We start from the raw sequence: 16,022 nt of genomic DNA on the forward strand, positions 1-16,022 counted from the left end.
TTCGCCGCCTCGGTTGTCAGAGGCGCTGAATAGATGTTGCTACGCATTTTCACGGTCCTTTTTTGTCGCGGTATGTCCGTCCAGGCACCTTCCCGCACCGAGAGCAGACTGCTGGTCGGACTTTTCCTGGTCGCCCTGGCCTACAGCCTGCATGGCGTCACCTACCACTGGACGAAGGGCTTTTTGTCCGGCCACGAGTTCCGGCAGACCCAGACGGCGCTGATCACCCACTACATCGACCGGGACGACAACTTCTCCCTGCTCTACGAGACCCCGCTGGTGGGCAAGCCGTGGGTCTCGATCCTGATGGAGGTGCCGCTTTACGAGTGGGTGGTGGTCGGCCTGAGCCGGGCCACGGGGCTGCCGCATTTCATGGCGGCGCGCTCGGTGTCGGCGGCCTGCTTTTATCTCTCGTTGCCGGCGCTCTACCTCTTGCTCGGCCGGTTCGGTCTGCCCCGGCCGCGGCGCCTGCTGGTGCTGGCGCTGATCCTCTGCGCCCCGGTTTACATCTACTACTCGCGGGCGTTCCTGATTGATGCGATGGCGTTCTGCTTCAGCGCGTGGTGGCTGCTGGCGTTCGTGCGCGCGATGGATGAGCGGCGCTGGCCGTGGCTGGTGCTGGCCACGGTGGCCGGCACAGGGGCCGCCCTGGTGAAGAGCGCGACCTTTGCCGTCTGGCTGCCGCCGGCTGCGGCTTACGGAGCGTGGCTGCTCTGGCGGGATCTGCGGGCGGGGACGGGCTGGCGCGCGCCGGGGCAAACGCTGGCGTGGGGATTGGCGACGGTGGTCGTGGCGCTCGGGGCGTTGCGGGCGTGGATCGCCTACACCGATCCCATCAAGGCCGCGCACGCCTCGGCGTGGATCTTCACTTCCAAAACCCTTTCGCAGGGCAACTGGGGTTTGTTTGACCTGCGCGCGCTGTTCTCGGCGGAAGTGTGGCGTCAGCTGTTGCACTGCTGGGAGCAGGCGATCGCGTCGCGCTGGATCATCGCGGGCGGGTTGCTGGCCGGTCTGGCGCTGCCGCGGGTGCGCGGGCCGGTGCTGGGGCTCGGGGCGGCCTTCTTCGCGGCGCAGGCGCTGTTCCCGAACGCCTATGCCTACCAGGACTACTATTTCTATTCCATCGCGGTGTTCGTGCTGGCGGCCCTGGGTTTCACTATGGTCGGGCTGCTCGATACCCGCTGGCCGCGCGTCTTGGTCGCCCTGGTCGTGGCCGTGCCCTTCGCCGCGCAGGTGCACGCCTACTGGCAGGACTACCGCGTCGGGCAGAGTGCCGATCTGAAAGGCGGTTTTCCGCTGACCGACCTGCTGCGCGACCACACGCCGGAGGGCAGCGTCCTGGTGATCGCCGGGGCCGACTGGGCGGGCATCGTGCCGTATTACTCCCAGCGCAAGGCGCTCATGATCCGCAACGGCCTCGAGGACGACCGTGCCTACCTGCGCCGTGCCTTCAACGACCTGGAGGGCGAAAACATCTCGGCCCTCGTGCTCCACGGTCCGCTGCGGCAGCATCAGAATCTCATCACGATCGCGGCGAGCCGGCTGGGACTCGACCCGCGCGGCCCGACCTTTTCCTACCAGGAGGTGGACGTGTATGTGCCAAAGCGACTGGCGGCGGAGCTGCGCACGCGGCTGGCGTCGGCCGCGCCTTATGCCGGTGTGACCGTGCATCCGCCGCGCGCGGACGAGGCCGTGTGGAAACACCTCGTGGCGATCACCCCGGAGCGCGCGCAGAGCGAGTTCAAGGCGTTCCAGCCGGCGCCGTTTCAGGCGGATTTCCAGTTCGGACTGGGCTGGATGGGCGTCGGCGGGCGCCAGGTGCTCTCCGCCCATCCCGACGCGAACCTCTGGATCAAGCCGCCGGCGGACGCGACGCGGATCACCTGGACCTACGGCCTGCTGCCGGGCGCCTACGAGAATCCCACGTCGAAGACCGACGGCGTGGAGTTCATCATCACGGGCGAACTGCCCGACGGCAGCGAACGGCGCCTCCACCGGCGGGTGCTGGACCCGTGGGCCAACCCGGCGCACCGCGGCGAGCAGACGGAAACCATCGCCTGCTCCCTGCGGCCGGGAGAGGTGCTGCGCTTCTCGAGCGGCCCCTTTGAAACCCCCGAGCGCGACTGGGCCTACTTCGCGGCAATCAGGATCGAGCCCTGAGCGCGCGGCGGCCCGATAAATTATTGCCCGGAAAATTCTCCCGGTTTTTTCTGTCCGCATGGTTTCGCCGGAAACATCCTCCAAGGAAGCACGGCTGTGGACCGGCCTGCTGGTCGCGGCGCTGATCTACAGCGTCTGCGGGATCGGCTACCACTGGACGATGGGCTTCATGTCGGGGCACGAGTTCCGGCAGGCGCACACGGCGATCGTGGCGCACTACATCGACCAGCAGGACAACTTCGGGCTGCTCTACGAGGTGCCCATCTTCGGCAAGCCCTGGGTGTCGCTCCTGCTGGAGGTGCCGATCTACGAGTGGGCGGTGGTGCTGCTGAGCCGGGCGACCGGCTGGCCGCACGTGGTGGCGGCGCGCACGGTGACGGCGGCGTGTTTCTACCTGACCTTGCCCGCGGTGTGGCTGCTGCTCGGCCGGCTCGGTCTGCCGAAGCCGCGGCGGATGCTGATGCTGGCGCTGGTCCTGTGCACGCCGCTCTACATCTACTATTCGCGGGCGTTCCTGATGGACTCGATGGCGCTGATGTTCAGCGCGTGGTGGCTCGTGGCCTTTGTGCGCGCGATGGAGCGGCGCAGCCCGGCCTGGCTGGCGGCCGCGGTCGTCACCGGCACCGCCGCCGCCCTGATCAAGAGCGCGGTCTGGGCCGCGTGGCTGGTGCCGGGCGCGACCTACGGCGCGTGGCTGCTCGGGCAGGACCTGCGCACGCGGGCCGGCTGGAAGGCCACGTTGCGGACGGTCGCGTGGGGGCTCGCCACGGTGGTGGTCGGGCTGGTGGCGCTGCGCGCCTGGGTGGCCTACACCGATCCGATCAAGGCCGCGCACGCCTCGGCGTGGATCTTCACCTCGAAAAACCTCACGCAGGGCAACTGGGGCCTGTTCGAGCTGAAGGCGCTCTTCTCGGCCGAGCTCTGGAAAAATCTCCTCCACTGCTGGGAACAGGGCATCATGTCGCGCTGGCTGGTCTTCGCCTACCTGGGCGCGGGCCTGCTGCTGCCGGCGGTGCGCTGGCGGGTGCTGGGGACGGCGGCACCGTTCTTCGTCGCGCAGGCCATGTTCCCGTTCGCCTATGCCTACCAGGACTATTACTTCTACGCCTGCGCCGTGTTCCTGGTCGTGGGGCTGGGGTACACGCTGCTCGGGCTCGTGGACTCGCGGCTGCCGCGATGGGTGGTCGGCGTGCTGGTGCTCGTGCCCTTTGCCGGGCAGGTGCGGGCCTACTGGCAGGATTACCGGGTCGGGCAGAGCACCTGGCACCAGGGTGGCTATTCGTTCACGGAGCTGCTGCGCGACTACACGCCGGAAAACACGGTGCTCATCGTGGCCGGTGCGGACTGGTCGGCGGTCACCCCGCTCTACGCCCAGCGCCGGGCGCTCATGATCCGCAACGGGCTGGAACACGACCGGGCCTACCTCGAGCGGGCGTTCAAGGATCTGGAGGGTGAGGAAGTCTCCGCGCTGATCGTGTTCAACGAGCTCCGGCAGAACCGGGCGTTCATCAACATGGCGGCGTCGCGCTTCGACATCGACACGAGCCAGCCCACGGTGTCGTTCCACACGGCCGACATCTACGCGTCGCGCACCTACTCGAAGAGCCTGCAGCTCATCCTGCAGAGCACGCGCAAATACCCGCAGCTCACGCTGCCGCCGGGGGCGCTCTCGACGGAGCCGGTCAAGGGCCTGATCACCTTCCCGCCTGAGATGGCCCGCAGCTCCTTCCCCAACCTCTCGCCCGCGCCCTACCAGGCGAACTTCCAGTTCGGCCTCGACTGGCTGACCCACGGGCGCATCGCCGTGCTCTCCGCCCACCCGGACGCCGACCTCTGGATCGAGCCGCCGGCCGGGGCGCGCGAAATTCGCTGGAGCTTCGGCATTTTCGCCGGCGCCTATGAAAAACCCGAGGCGCGCACCGACGGCGTCGAGTTCAACATCTACGCCGAGCAACCCGACGGACAAACGCGCCGGCTCTACCGCCGCGTGCTGGACCCGGGCCGCGTGGTCAACGACCGGGGCGACCAGCATGCGGTGATCTCCTACACGCCGCAACCCGGCGACAAGCTGCGCTTCTCCACGCGACCCTACGAGACCACGGCCTTCGACTGGGCCTACCTGATCAAGATCGAGGTGAAGTAGGATTCTGCGCGAGTTCCGCTCTGCCGGCGCGGCTTAGGGTGATTGCAGCTGACCGTCGGCAGTGAGGGTGATGCGGGTGCCCTTGCGGAGCTTGCGACCGGCGTGGACCCAGGTGTCGCCGAGCAGGCAGGACTTCAGGCGGCCGTTGGCGTGCAGTTCGATCGCGCCGCGCACCAGACCCGGGGCGCAGGGCACGCCGTCGAGGGTCGTCGGGCGGACCGGGAAAAACTGCTTCAGCGCACCGTCGGGATAAAACGCGGTCTGCACGCCCTTGGGGCCGCCCGTGCCGCGGCAGAGGTGACCCTGCACGGTCGTGTCGGTGGGAAACGCGCAGGTGGTGATGTTGCCGGCGGTGTCCTGCCGCACCCAGGTGCCGGCGGGAATGGTGAGGCGCGGGAGCGCGATCTCGTGCGCGGCGGTGAAGGCCGCGGGCGTGCCGTCGGGGTGGAGATGAAGCCAGCCCGGGCGGCAGGCGCGCCCGCCGACCACGGTTTCGGTGTCGATTTCGCCGACATGAAAGCCCGCGGCGTCGGTGCGGACCTTGGTAAACAGGACGCCGTGCAGCGTCACATTGCGCTGCCAGGACGCGGCCAGCGCGGCGATGGGGAGGAACAGGGCGAAGCCGAAGATGAGGAGTCGGCGGGGTGTTTTCATGCGAAAATCTTACCCGCGCCGCACCGGACCGGCCACGACAGAAGCTGCGCATGAATTGCGGCTTTGCGGCCCGCACCCGCCACCCGAACACCTGATTGCTCCACGCCGCACCCATGCCCGCGAGGCCCCGAGCCCAATGTTCGTATTACGAACATTGGGCTCGGGCGGCTCTCAAGGGGAGTGGGCCGGAACGGCCCCGGGCCGGCGGGTTTCCCTCGGGGCGCGGCGTCGCAGTGAAAGCGCGCAGGCGGGAGGCACCCGGCCCCGCAAGGGGCAATGTTCGTAATACGAACATTGGGGCGGAAGCACGGCGGCAGGGGGCGGGTGAGGAGGGACTTGGGACCAAGCACGAGGGACCAGGGACTGAAGTCGGAAGTCAGAGGACTGGTTCCTTGATCCTTGTTACTTCTCTTCGAGGGTGGGGGAAGGGTGGACGCAGCGGGTGCCCTAGGGGCGGCGAGGACATAAATTCGAGAGCCGTCGGATCAGCTTGGCCTGATCCCGACGGCGGAGCTCGTGTTGTGGCCAACCCTGCCCGGCGGGCACCCGGTTTAGCCACCCCTGCGCTATCGCTTCGGGGCCGCGCCTTTCGGTGCGACCATCTTCGCCCTGCCGGGCTTCGTCCCTCCCACGACGGCCAATCTGCGGAGCAAACAAGCTTCATTCTTTCGGCGAAGCTCATGCTCCCAAATGCGAATCACTGCCCAGCCGCGTCCGCGCAGGGCGCGGTTTACGCGGCGGTCGCGGGTCCGGTTGCCCTCGATCTTTTTCCGCCAGAAGGCCGCGCGGGTCTTCGGCCAGATCGCGTGTTTCGGACAGCCGTGCCAGAAGCAACCGTCCACAAACACCGCCGTCTTAAGTTTAGGGAAGACGAAGTCGGGTTTCACCCTGAACGTCTTCAACTTCGCACTTCCAACTTTCCACTGGAGCGAAGCTCCTCTTCTCCATCCCCTGATGCCATTTGCCCGGAAAATCTGAATCAGCTGCAGTTCGGTGGCCTTGTTTCCAGTGCTGCGGATGCGGGACATCACAGCCGACCGTTTCGTCTTCGAGTAGACATCCACTGATTAATCCCACTGGGTTACCATTTTCTCAAAATGCCACCTGAACGCATCTGGATGCACCCGCAGGGCAGGAGTAGATGCTTCATTAATTTCGCATCCGGCAAATTGATTCAGGTAGGAGTTTACGGTCATCGCGCTAACCCTTCTTGGGATATAAATCCTACGGGTATGGGAGATACCAAACAGGCCTTTGTCGAAGGCCCAATGTAGAGTTTGAGACAATGCGAAACCGTTGCGGATGTCATCAGTTCCTCCTTCACTCAGTGGCACGACGTGAGCGGATTCGGCTTCGTAGAGTTCTGTGGGGGTTGCGATCACAATTCCACTCACTGCGCACCTTCGCGAATATTCTCTTCGAACTCTCTCACTAAAAACCGAGCTACGCGCAATCCGCCCCTGTCGTGTCTCTGCACGCGGGACAGTCGTCCTCAATAGCTGGAAGGGTTGTCGTATGGCATCTGTGATCTCAGAACTTGCTACGATAAGATCAGATTGGGTGACTGGCATCACGTTTGTGGAGAGAGGACCCCATCGCCGGCCTTCTGTGTATTCTTCGATAACCGCGAATTCAGGGGCATTCCTTTTGATTAGAACTAGCCTGAACCGATTAAGAAGCATCGCGCGTCGTTGCATGATGAGGATATCTCCTTCTTCAGCACGATTCCGCAGAGGCTGAAATCCATCGGTTATTCGACTTTCTGGAGAGCGTGTTCCTCCCCACGTCTGAAATTGGTATCGAACAACTCCGTTTGCCAGATGTATTGTGCCGACAAACATCTCGACGAGCAAGTGCCGGTCGACCGTCGGTTCGTTTGGGTTTGTCCTGTTTTCATCCAAAACTGGCAGGAATCGTCTTAGATCCTTCGGTAGGACCATACCGGCTTGGTGGCCGATTGCTCCCCCGGTGTCGTTATGCGCAAGACGCTTGAAGAATGGAGCATCCCATTCCGGAGATTGGAGGAAGGTTAGGATGCTCATAATCTAGAAGATTTCGAATCCTCAGTTCGTTCGTTTCAGTTTCTGCTTATACACTACATTTTTGGAATGAGCCGGTAGGGCGATGCTAATTTTGCTCTCGGCTGACGTTAGGTGCAATTCCGGTGTGAAGCCAACTGGTCTGCTCAGTGCAGCAACGACTTCCTGTGCAATTTTGGCGACCACGGGCATCACGACAGAGTTTCCGAACTGCCGATAAGCTTGTGTATCTGAGACCGGAATTTTGTGAGATTCCGGATAGCCCATAAGCCTAGCGCATTCGCGTGGTGTCAGGCGACGCGGAATGCGCCCCGAACCCTGATCGATCAGGATTTCAGAGCCATCCTTGTGATAACGCGCGCTCAGAGTTCGTGCGGTCATTGTTCCGTCCACCTTGCCGAAGCCGAAACCGTTGCCGGCAGCGGCATGCTTCTTGGCGTAGTTTTGCAAATACTCCCACAGCTTCGGTGTGAGAGTGTATTTCGGGTCTACTTCTTTATCCAAGATCGACGCGAGTTTAGGGCCTTTGGCCGGGAACTTTGGGAACTCGAAATACCTGGGGGTTTTAAAACCGACTAGGAAAATGCGCTCCCGGTGTTGAGGAACAAGCCCGATGGCATCGATTACCTTGTAATAGACCTGATAGCCGAGAGCTTCGGTAAGGGTCTCGTGTATGACTTTGAAGGTGCGCCCGCCATCGTGGCTCTTGAGGTTTTTGACGTTCTCCAAGACAAACGCTTCTGGTTTGTGGTAATCAAGTATGTCGGCGATCGAGAAAAACAGGTTGCCCTGTTTCTCGTCATCGAAGCCATGTTTGCGCCCAAGACTGTTTTTCTTAGAGACACCAGCTAAGCTGAAGGGCTGGCACGGAAAGCCGCCGCAGAGAATATCATGTTCTGGTATATCGGCTACCGCTACGGAATGAATATCTCCGACAGGCTTGTGCCCGAAATTGGCCTCATAAGTGATCTGCGAGTATTTATCCCAATCGCTCGAGAACACGCATTTGGCACCCACGCTTTCAAAGGCATAGCGGAATCCGCCAATGCCGCAGAAGAGATCAATAAAACGTAGGGGATGGTGCGGTGTGCTTCCATTTACACTATACGCTCCTTGTTCCTCCTTGATGCAGGAGGTCTTTTTCTTTTTGTGAGCAATCTTAGTATTCAAGTGGGTTATGGATTTAAAGTCACGTCGGCTATGAGCAAGCCCTGTCACGTCTTTCCGCCAGAATAGCTGCAATGACTGACAGCCTTATGTCAGGAGGCACATAGTATGGCTCAAAGGTAAGCAGCACGCGGCTCCGGACTTTCGTTCGTGACCTGACGGCCTGTCCGCTGGCCCCTATATAACCATCGTGGCGGAAGATTACACGCTGAATGCGATGCGTTGTCCCGGCCCATCCGGCCGTGGAATCACAATTCCGAATCCCATGACAGGTAGGTTCTCCCTAGGCTTTCCCGAAGCGAGCAGTTCCCTAGTCGGATAAAACAGGAGGACACCGGTCCGTTTCCGCGGTTTGAGGCTGGATTCAAAATTACCTTCCGCTCCCCCCACCAGCCACTTCGCAAATGCGAGGTGCTTCGGAGAGGAATACACACCGAACCGGGATGCTGTTTCCAATCGGGTGCGGGAAATACATTCGAAGCTTTCTGGCCCGACATTCCACGGTCGTGCGTCTCCACTGATCTGCGGCGCAAGGAATAGCCAAGAGTCCACTGGCGCTAAATTCCGACTGAGAAATTCAATCTCTGCGGCTATCGGGTTGTCGGTCCTGTCCCATTTGGTTCCACTCAGCAGAGACACCACTTCTGCATGAGATGCCAGTGCCCATTTGTATTTGATACCGGGCGATCGCGAACCGGATGCAGAGACCTCCACCTCGGCTATCCTGAGTTTAGAGATGAATTTTGAAAAAAGCCGTTCATTGGTCTTACGCCCCGAGCTCGCGGCGGCTTGGCTCGTCGGCTCGCGGTAGTCAAACGCGGCCCACGTGATTCTGGCATAATACATCTTGGCCCGCGATGTCGGCCGAAGGCGGGGATGCGAATTAAACACTAAGGCGGGCACCTCAAGGGGAGTTATGCCGCCCTTCCCTTCATACATTGCCAGCTGGGCTCGAAAATCTTCCTCGTCGCGGCACATTAATTCAAACGCACGGTAGAGATCGATGGTCGCATTGCCGGTCTTGCTGACTGGTTCAGACCTTCCTATGAACAGCCTCACCAGATCGGAGAAGCCGGGCCTGTAACCGAACCAGCGCCCCATCTGCATGAGTGTATCTTGCATTTTGGACCGGCGCCGGAAATAGGAGACCGTCAAGCCTTCGATCGTGTAGCCGCGTGACAGCTTTGTCCCTCCAACGATTATTTTCCACACGCCTCCGCGGGCGTCAAAGTCGGGAACTTCCGCGCCCTCCGCGCTGTTCACCATCAGGACGGGACTCTTGCCTTTCCGGATCTCATCCAGCGCAGCACCAAGATACGGCCGCAGTTCGGAAAGGTTTTTCGGCATCCGCAATCCATGGAGCTGTCCACGGTCTTTCCAGACCGGCCGGATGTCGTCATCCAGCAGCTTCTGTAGGCGCGGCGCGTAGGAACTGGGCGAGTCGTATCCGGCCTTCCTCCACAGTGCCTCAATCCTCCGGACCAGGAGCTTGTGGTCATCCTTGCTGACCGAATGATGAACCAGCATTGTATGGTGCTTAAATTCCAGTCCGTCCTTTTCTTCCCGGAATTTCTTGATGGCGCCTGTCAGGACAAAGAGGTCCAACGCCTCCAGTAGGCGGTCATCTCCTGGGGCCTCTCTTGTCGGTATGTCCCTTATATAGGCCTTTTCGTTTGAAAGATGGCCCGGTTCTACTGGTTCGAAGTCGATGAATTCCTGGGCGCCCATGTAGCCGCCCGGCCGCGGGAGCGAGATGATGAAGCTGCGCGGATAGATGTCCTGGGAATCCTTCGGGTTGATGAATACGTTTGCAAAGGGAGTCGCGGTGTATCCGAGGTAGTTGGCGCGGGGTAGCAGCTTCAGGATGGCGACAATGTCCTCGTTGATTGCGCTTCTTTTGCGGTCGACGGCCTTGGGGTTCACGGTGTTCACCGAGGCTTGGTCCGATTCATCGTCGATGATGAGCGTCGGAACCTCCGCGCACTTCTCCTTGCCGACGGCGCGAAGCTCTTCCTTGAGTGCCTTCAGCCGCTCGCGCTGTTTTTTCACGACCGCAATCCGGGCGCCGGCGTGATCCAGATTTTCGCGGTCATACAGCGGCAGCCTGCGATCGCGCTTCTCGAACTCAAACTCCAACGGGTTCAGGCCGGCATCCCTCTGCCTGAAATCCTCATGGCTGGTAAGCCGGTGAATGTCGACATGCCCGAGCAGGCTCGGCAGCTTCCCGTAGGTGATGAACTTGTCCGGCCAGCCTTCGTCCTCGACGTAGTCGTGCCCGACATCCGGTTCGGATGCGCCGCGTAGGATATTCTCCCGGCCCACTAGCTGCATGTCCAAGCGCCGCTGGGTCTGGTTGCGTAGTAGATTGGTCGTGCCGGACAGGACGATGATGAGGCGGTATCCCGCATCGATCGCCTTGGCGATGACCGCGGTGAAGTTCGTCGTCTTTCCGCTTTGCACGTGCCCGACCACGAGGCCCCGCGCCTGGTAGATGTCGGCGGAAGCTGGGTCGGCGAGGCGTTCGATGACCCGATCGGCGGATGCGTCGACAGAATTGATCCCGTCATTGTCGATTTTGCCCTGCTTGCGCAGGAATTTCCGGAGCCGTTTCCAGTAGAAATTGTGCTTCCGTCGGAAGTCCAAGGTATACCAATCCTGCAAGGCCTTCGGGTCTTCGATCACCGTGGCCTTTGCGCCTTGGTATGGGGGCAGGTGCTTCTCCAGCGCCGCTCGCAGCGGGCCGTCTACGCGCAGGAGATCGTAGACGCGGTTGCGCCGGGCAATCGTGTTCGGCGCGGTAGATCCGGTCCACGCGGCGTTTCCCTCATAGTCCCAGATGCTCAGATGCTCGTTGAGCAACTTGCGGACCTCATCGTTCGGGCCCGCGCCGATGCGTTTCGGCAGCTCGCGCCCGGCGCCGCCGGCGTCCGCCTGCTCTGCATAGAAGTCGATGGCCCTCATCAGCGGGCTCGGTCCGCCGTTCATTCCGGCGAGAGCCTGGGAAATGATAGATTCCAGCTTGTCGCTCATCGTTTTTTCACGGAGCCGAAAAGCGTCCGGTTGAATTGCTTTGTGCCGTGAGCGACTCCGAGACCATCCACGTTGATCGAATATTCGACGTGCTTTATCCGTGCAACCGCCAATTGGCCGAGACTGTCCAAGGTCCCGGGAACGATCGCGGGAAAATCACCGCTTACGGGAATAGCCATCATCGGAGCCCGGAGATGGTAATACGACCGGTAGTGCGGAGCATCTTCGTCCTCCCATCCCTGCTGCCGGATCCGGTCTCGGATCAGCTCTGCCGCGGCGGGTGCGGCGGCCCCCGCCGATGCGAGCACGGAGGCTACCATATCCGGCAGCGAAACTGCGCTGCCGCTGGGCCCCGCCCTAGTGAGCTGGACAGATACGAGATACAGCTCGCGTGAACCCTTGGGGGAAAGCTGGCCGAGGGATCCGATGTGGTGAATCCGCTGTTCCTGCGTGGTCGACTTAACCTCCACATCCGCTTCCGGAAGCACGAAATCGTGCTCCTCCGAATCCGGTCCGAACCAGGAGTCAGCCGCAGCCTGCCAGCCAAGGACACCGGCGGCCCGCTCCAGGAACAGGAGCTCCCCGAGCAGCCCGGTCTGAGCCGTCTCCGGCATAAGAGATCTGCTGCGTATCAGCGCGGCCCATGATTTCAGGGTCTGGGTCACCGCGTCGTCGAGCAGTTGTTTGTTGATTTGCACACGGTCCGCGATTGCGCAGCAGAGACTGTAGAAATCGCGGTAGAGCGCCGGGTTCCCGGTGGAGACTTCCAGTGCGGTTTTCTCCGCGACGCCGATTTCCCGCACGGTGACTTCCGTAAGCCGGTTTGTAACTGTCCCCGTGCTGCGGGCAAAAAAGCGGGCGCCGATACGGCGGCCGCCAGGTTCGGTAAAGAAGTGCACTTCCGGCGGCCCGGCTGAGGACTCGACCGAGGGTTGTTCGCGATTGATGCGCTTCTCGAAAACTTCCCATCGCAGGCGATGCGCACCGACGAGACTGCGGGATGGCTTGCCTACACGCCTGCCCATTGCGCCTCCAGTTTCAAGGCGGCATTCGCGGATGCCTGGATTGCCTCGAGCCGCATTCGTTCCACAGGACCAATGCGCTGCCCGGCGAGCAGGGATTCGAAAACGAAGTAGAGCAACGTCCGCAGCAACGGAAGGTCTGTGCCTCCCCCGTGAGCGCCGCGCAGCAGCATTTTCCGGTAGCGGTCGTTGAGGATTATTTTCCGGTTCTCTTGGTCGATATGGATGAATCCCAAGCCCTTTTTCTTGGACCAGCCGATCGAGCATTTTCGTCCGCGAACAAACCGCACGTCTTGATTTTCGAGAACCTTCTGCACTTCAGCGGGTATGCCGCTGCCGGGCGCGACGAGCGGACGGGGCTTCTGTTCTCCGCGGCGCCGATAGACTTCGTCCGCTGTTTTGAGATAATCCTCGATAGACGAGCCATCGCGGGCGCGCGCATTTTCGATGGCACTCGCAAACGTTGCCGGAACGTCCACCCCTGCCTTGTTGCTTCTCACTTTGAGATACCCGCGCAGCGTGTCCGGAATGTCGACTTCGATCCGGGCAAGGCTCATATGCGGTTCGTTCGTGCCGATCAGACCGCACCAGCCTCCGTCTTGAATGAGCCGGTCGTGGCGGAAGAAATAAAACCCTTGATGGTCCGCCACGCGCCCCCCGCCCAGTTTGTAGCCCTCGTCCTTGGATTTCTTACGCCAGATATGCCCTCGCATTGTAACGTTCCCTACATTTGGAAATCGAACCACGAAGTCTTTTGGAAATCCGCGGGCGCCACTCAGATCCTTCGGCGGAAAGGGGTTCATAGGTAGGACTTGACTCGGAGGGCCTACCTCGCCCGTGTCTGACTCCTCGACCTCAATCTGGATGCGAACCTGTTTCCGCGAGAGAAAACGGTGAAGCTTGAGGCCGAGGTGGTTCTTGATGCGCGTTTTCGCCGACTCCAAGTATTCATCCAACCCCGTGTGAAGCCGATCAAAATCGTAGACATCGTCCCATCTGACGACGGTTCCCTTTCTGATTGCACCTAGTGTGCCCCAGTTGTGTCCGAGGATGGTCTCTGCACTGCGTTTCGTAAGAATATCGAGCTGCCAGTCATGTTTTTTTATGCCGGCCTTCGTCCACCGCCTGCCCACCGCTTCGCCGGCGCGAGCCCGCGAAGCGACGATCAGGCTGTCGGCCTGGCTGAGGGAGGCCGTCTTAAGGCCAACGCCAAACATCCCCAAGTCCCGGCTCTTGTAGGCGCGCCGGGCTGCAAACTGCATAGCCAGCCGAATGCCCGTCGCGGTCATGCCGTCGCCATCGTCGGCGATGCAAAGACTGGTTAGTTTACGTTTGGTCCGAATGAAGCGAATTAGAACATTGCGAGCCCGTGCGTCGATCGAGTTGTCAACGAGATCTGCTATGCTCGCCTCAAGCGGATAATCACGTTCGAGGGCATCAAGAATGTCAGGTGTTGGTCGAACTGTCTCTTGCCCGCTAAATTCAACGCCTTCAAAACTACCGTCTCCTTTCCCCTCACTTGGCGCCGGATTATTCATGATTTTCTTTCGAGTTACTTGAGCGCCAGATCGTTAACTTTAACCTCTTTGATGGCCCACTTGGTCACGAGGAGGCCTTTGGAGGTGCGGGTGCTGACGGGGACAGGCGTGAGGTCGAAGTCCAACTCGCGCACTCTCGCGCCGGAGCGGCCGTCGAGGCTCACGTGGATGGACTTGGGCATGTCTTTTTCCTTCTCGGCGACGTCGAGCCAGATGAGCTTCGAGCCTTCGGTCTTGGCGAGGGGGTAGAGTTTGTCGCGGCTCAGGCCGCCGATCTGGAATTTCTTGGCGTAGCATTTCCCCTCGGGGCCGTCGCGATAGACCATCGTGTAGAAACGCGTGTCGCCGTCCTTGGGCCAGATGGCGACGTGGCGAATATCGCGGCCCATGAAGGTCTTGTCGGCGACCTTCGTGACCTTGAGGGAGGCGTCGCCCATGATCGTGAGGACGCTGTCGAGGATCGTGCACTCGGTGACGAATTCGTGCTGGCGCCAGTTGAGGCCGATGAAGCCGTCCTCGCGGTTGACGTAGAGGCGCTGGTTGGCGGAGACCACGGCCGAGGCGTCGATCTGCTCGATCTCGTCGTAACTGGTCTTCCGTTTGATGCCCTTGCCGTATTTCTCCTGGAGCATCTCGAACCAGGCGACGGCGTATTCCGTGAGCTTCTTCAGGTTGCCCTTCGTCTCCTTGATGCCCTCCTCGATCTTCTTCATGGCCTCGTCGGCCTGGAAGCGGTTGTAGGCGGAGATGCGCTTGATGCGGATCTCGGTGAGGCGGACGATGTCGTCGTCGGTGACCTCGCGCTTGAGCTGTTTGAGGAACGGCTTCAGGCCGCCGCGGATTTCCTCGAGGACGGACTCCCAGGTCTTGGATTTCTCGATGAGGCGGTAGATGCGCTCCTCGATGAAGATGCGCTCGAGGGAATCCCAGTGCCACTGCTGCTCGAGTTCGCCGAGCTTGATTTCGAGCTCGCGCTTGAGGAGCTCCTTGGTGGCGTCGGCGCTGGCCTTGAGGATGTCGCGCACACCGGTGAAGACGGGCTTGTCCTGGCCGGTGGTGGGATCGCGGACGATGACGCAGGCGGCGGGGTTGAGCTGCACCTGGCAGCTGGTGAACACGTAGAGCTGCTGGATGACCTTGTCGGCCTCGGCACCCTGCGGGAGGTGGATGAGGATCTCGACCTTGTCGGCCGTGTTGTCGTCCACGTGCTTGATCTTGATCTTGCCCTTGGCGTTGGCGGCGAGGATGGACTCGATGAGAGACTCGGTGGTGACGCCGAAGGGGAGCTCCGTGACGGCGAGGAGATACTTGGAGCGCTCCTCGATCTTGGCGCGGACCTTCACCTTGCCGCCGCGCTCGCCGTCGTTGTATTCCGTGAAGTCGGCGGTGCCGCCGGTGGGGAAATCGGGGAGAATGCGGAAGGTTTTTCCCTGGAGGTGGTTGATCGCCGCGCGGCAGAGGTCGTTGAAGTTGTGCGGGAGGATCTTGGTGGAGAGGCCGACCGCGATGCCGTCGGCGCCCTCGAGGAGGACGATGGGGAACTTGGCCGGGAGCGTGACGGGCTCCTTGGTGCGGCCGTCGTAGCTGGCCTGCCAGGTGGTGGTCTTCGGGTTGAAGAGGACCTCGCGGGCGAAGGGCGTGAGGCGCGCCTCGATGTAACGCGGCGCGGCCGCGTCGTCGCCGGTGAGGGTGTTGCCGAAGTTGCCCTGCGGCTCGATGAGCCAGCCGCGCTGGGCGATGCTCACGAGGGCGGCGCCGATGGAGGCGTCGCCGTGCGGGTGGAGCTTCATCGTGGCGCCGACGACGTTGGCGACCTTGTGGAAGCGGCCGTCATCCATGTCCCAGAGCGTGTGGAGCACGCGGCGCTGCACGGGCTTCAGGCCGTCGTCAATGTGCGGGACGGCGCGGTCGAGGATGACGTAGGAGGCGTAGTCGAGGAACCAGTTGCGGTAGGCCAGCGCGAGCGGGGCCTGTTCGTCCTGGACCTTCTGGCCCTTCGGCCGCTTCGCGGCCGGAGGAGCCGAAGCGGCATCCTCGGAAACCTGAGAGCTGAGACCTGAAACCTGAAGAGCCGAGGCAGCAGAGGGTTCACCCTTGCCTGAGGCGTCGGAACCTTCAGGTTTCAGGTTTCCGGTTTCAGGTTTCGTGCCCGCTTCGGGCACTGCCGCGTCAAGCGGCAGCTCGGGCTGGTCGGACTTCTTGGAAGGTTTCTTCTTGGCCATCTAGGGGAGGAAAAGTTTCAAGTTTCAGGTAACAAGGATGAGGAGAG

10 protein-coding genes are annotated in these 16,022 nt (G+C 61.5%); 2 read left to right on the forward strand and 8 right to left on the reverse strand.

Annotated elements, in window-relative coordinates; all coding sequences use genetic code 11:
* Nucleotides 1-72: 72 nt before the first annotated feature.
* Nucleotides 73-2,160, forward strand: a complete 2,088-nt coding sequence (locus ESB00_RS05155; protein WP_164976055.1) for an ArnT family glycosyltransferase — start codon at nucleotides 73-75, stop codon at nucleotides 2,158-2,160.
* Between the two features lie 58 nt (nucleotides 2,161-2,218).
* On the forward strand, nucleotides 2,219-4,303 hold the full coding sequence (locus ESB00_RS05160; RefSeq protein WP_129046654.1) for an ArnT family glycosyltransferase: 2,085 nt from the start codon (nucleotides 2,219-2,221) through the stop codon (nucleotides 4,301-4,303).
* Between the two features lie 33 nt (nucleotides 4,304-4,336).
* Here the strand turns inward: ESB00_RS05160 and ESB00_RS05165 are convergent, their stop codons facing one another.
* The 8 genes from ESB00_RS05165 to ESB00_RS05200 all read right to left on the reverse strand — a co-directional run bounded on the left by ESB00_RS05165 (nucleotide 4,337) and on the right by ESB00_RS05200 (nucleotide 15,975).
* Complete coding sequence (locus ESB00_RS05165; protein WP_129046655.1) at nucleotides 4,337-4,957, reverse strand: hypothetical protein; 621 nt, start codon at nucleotides 4,955-4,957, stop codon at nucleotides 4,337-4,339.
* A gap of 566 nt (nucleotides 4,958-5,523) precedes the next feature.
* Nucleotides 5,524-6,021 (reverse strand): very short patch repair endonuclease, encoded by a 498-nt coding sequence (locus ESB00_RS05170; protein WP_281278154.1) that lies wholly within the window; start codon nucleotides 6,019-6,021, stop codon nucleotides 5,524-5,526.
* Between the two features lie 3 nt (nucleotides 6,022-6,024).
* Nucleotides 6,025-6,999, reverse strand: a complete 975-nt coding sequence (locus ESB00_RS05175) for an HNH endonuclease (protein ID WP_129046657.1) — start codon at nucleotides 6,997-6,999, stop codon at nucleotides 6,025-6,027.
* Nucleotides 7,000-7,020: 21 nt separating this feature from the next.
* Nucleotides 7,021-8,124 (reverse strand): DNA (cytosine-5-)-methyltransferase, encoded by a 1,104-nt coding sequence (dcm, locus tag ESB00_RS05180; protein WP_342791787.1) that lies wholly within the window; start codon nucleotides 8,122-8,124, stop codon nucleotides 7,021-7,023.
* Nucleotides 8,125-8,364: 240 nt separating this feature from the next.
* A complete protein-coding gene (locus tag ESB00_RS05185) occupies nucleotides 8,365-11,193 on the reverse strand; it encodes a Z1 domain-containing protein (protein WP_129046659.1) in 2,829 nt (942 codons plus the stop codon).
* Complete coding sequence (locus ESB00_RS05190; protein WP_218938682.1) at nucleotides 11,190-12,218, reverse strand: PD-(D/E)XK motif protein; 1,029 nt, start codon at nucleotides 12,216-12,218, stop codon at nucleotides 11,190-11,192. The genes ESB00_RS05185 and ESB00_RS05190 overlap by 4 nt, the downstream gene beginning before the upstream one ends.
* A complete protein-coding gene (locus ESB00_RS05195) occupies nucleotides 12,203-13,753 on the reverse strand; it encodes an ATP-binding protein (protein ID WP_129046661.1) in 1,551 nt (516 codons plus the stop codon). The genes ESB00_RS05190 and ESB00_RS05195 overlap by 16 nt, the downstream gene beginning before the upstream one ends.
* Before the next feature lie 14 nt (nucleotides 13,754-13,767).
* A complete protein-coding gene (locus ESB00_RS05200; RefSeq protein ID WP_129046662.1) occupies nucleotides 13,768-15,975 on the reverse strand; it encodes a DNA gyrase/topoisomerase IV subunit A in 2,208 nt (735 codons plus the stop codon).
* Nucleotides 15,976-16,022 lie beyond the last annotated feature (47 nt).

The organism is Oleiharenicola lentus (assembly GCF_004118375.1).
In the GTDB taxonomy this organism is placed as follows: Bacteria; Verrucomicrobiota; Verrucomicrobiia; order Opitutales; family Opitutaceae; genus Lacunisphaera; species Lacunisphaera lenta.

What these genes read in the sequence shown, in the direction of transcription:
- ESB00_RS05155 (WP_164976055.1), top strand. Translation starts at nt 73, where the DNA reads ATGTCCGTCCAGGCACCTTCCCGCACCGAGAGCAGACTGCTGGTCGGA.
- ESB00_RS05160 (WP_129046654.1), top strand. Translation starts at nt 2,219, where the DNA reads ATGGTTTCGCCGGAAACATCCTCCAAGGAAGCACGGCTGTGGACCGGC.
- ESB00_RS05165 (WP_129046655.1), bottom strand. Translation starts at nt 4,957, where the DNA reads ATGAAAACACCCCGCCGACTCCTCATCTTCGGCTTCGCCCTGTTCCTC.
- ESB00_RS05175 (WP_129046657.1), bottom strand. Translation starts at nt 6,999, where the DNA reads ATGAGCATCCTAACCTTCCTCCAATCTCCGGAATGGGATGCTCCATTC.
- ESB00_RS05185 (WP_129046659.1), bottom strand. Translation starts at nt 11,193, where the DNA reads ATGAGCGACAAGCTGGAATCTATCATTTCCCAGGCTCTCGCCGGAATG.
- ESB00_RS05190 (WP_218938682.1), bottom strand. Translation starts at nt 12,218, where the DNA reads ATGGGCAGGCGTGTAGGCAAGCCATCCCGCAGTCTCGTCGGTGCGCAT.
- ESB00_RS05195 (WP_129046661.1), bottom strand. Translation starts at nt 13,753, where the DNA reads ATGAATAATCCGGCGCCAAGTGAGGGGAAAGGAGACGGTAGTTTTGAA.
- ESB00_RS05200 (WP_129046662.1), bottom strand. Translation starts at nt 15,975, where the DNA reads ATGGCCAAGAAGAAACCTTCCAAGAAGTCCGACCAGCCCGAGCTGCCG.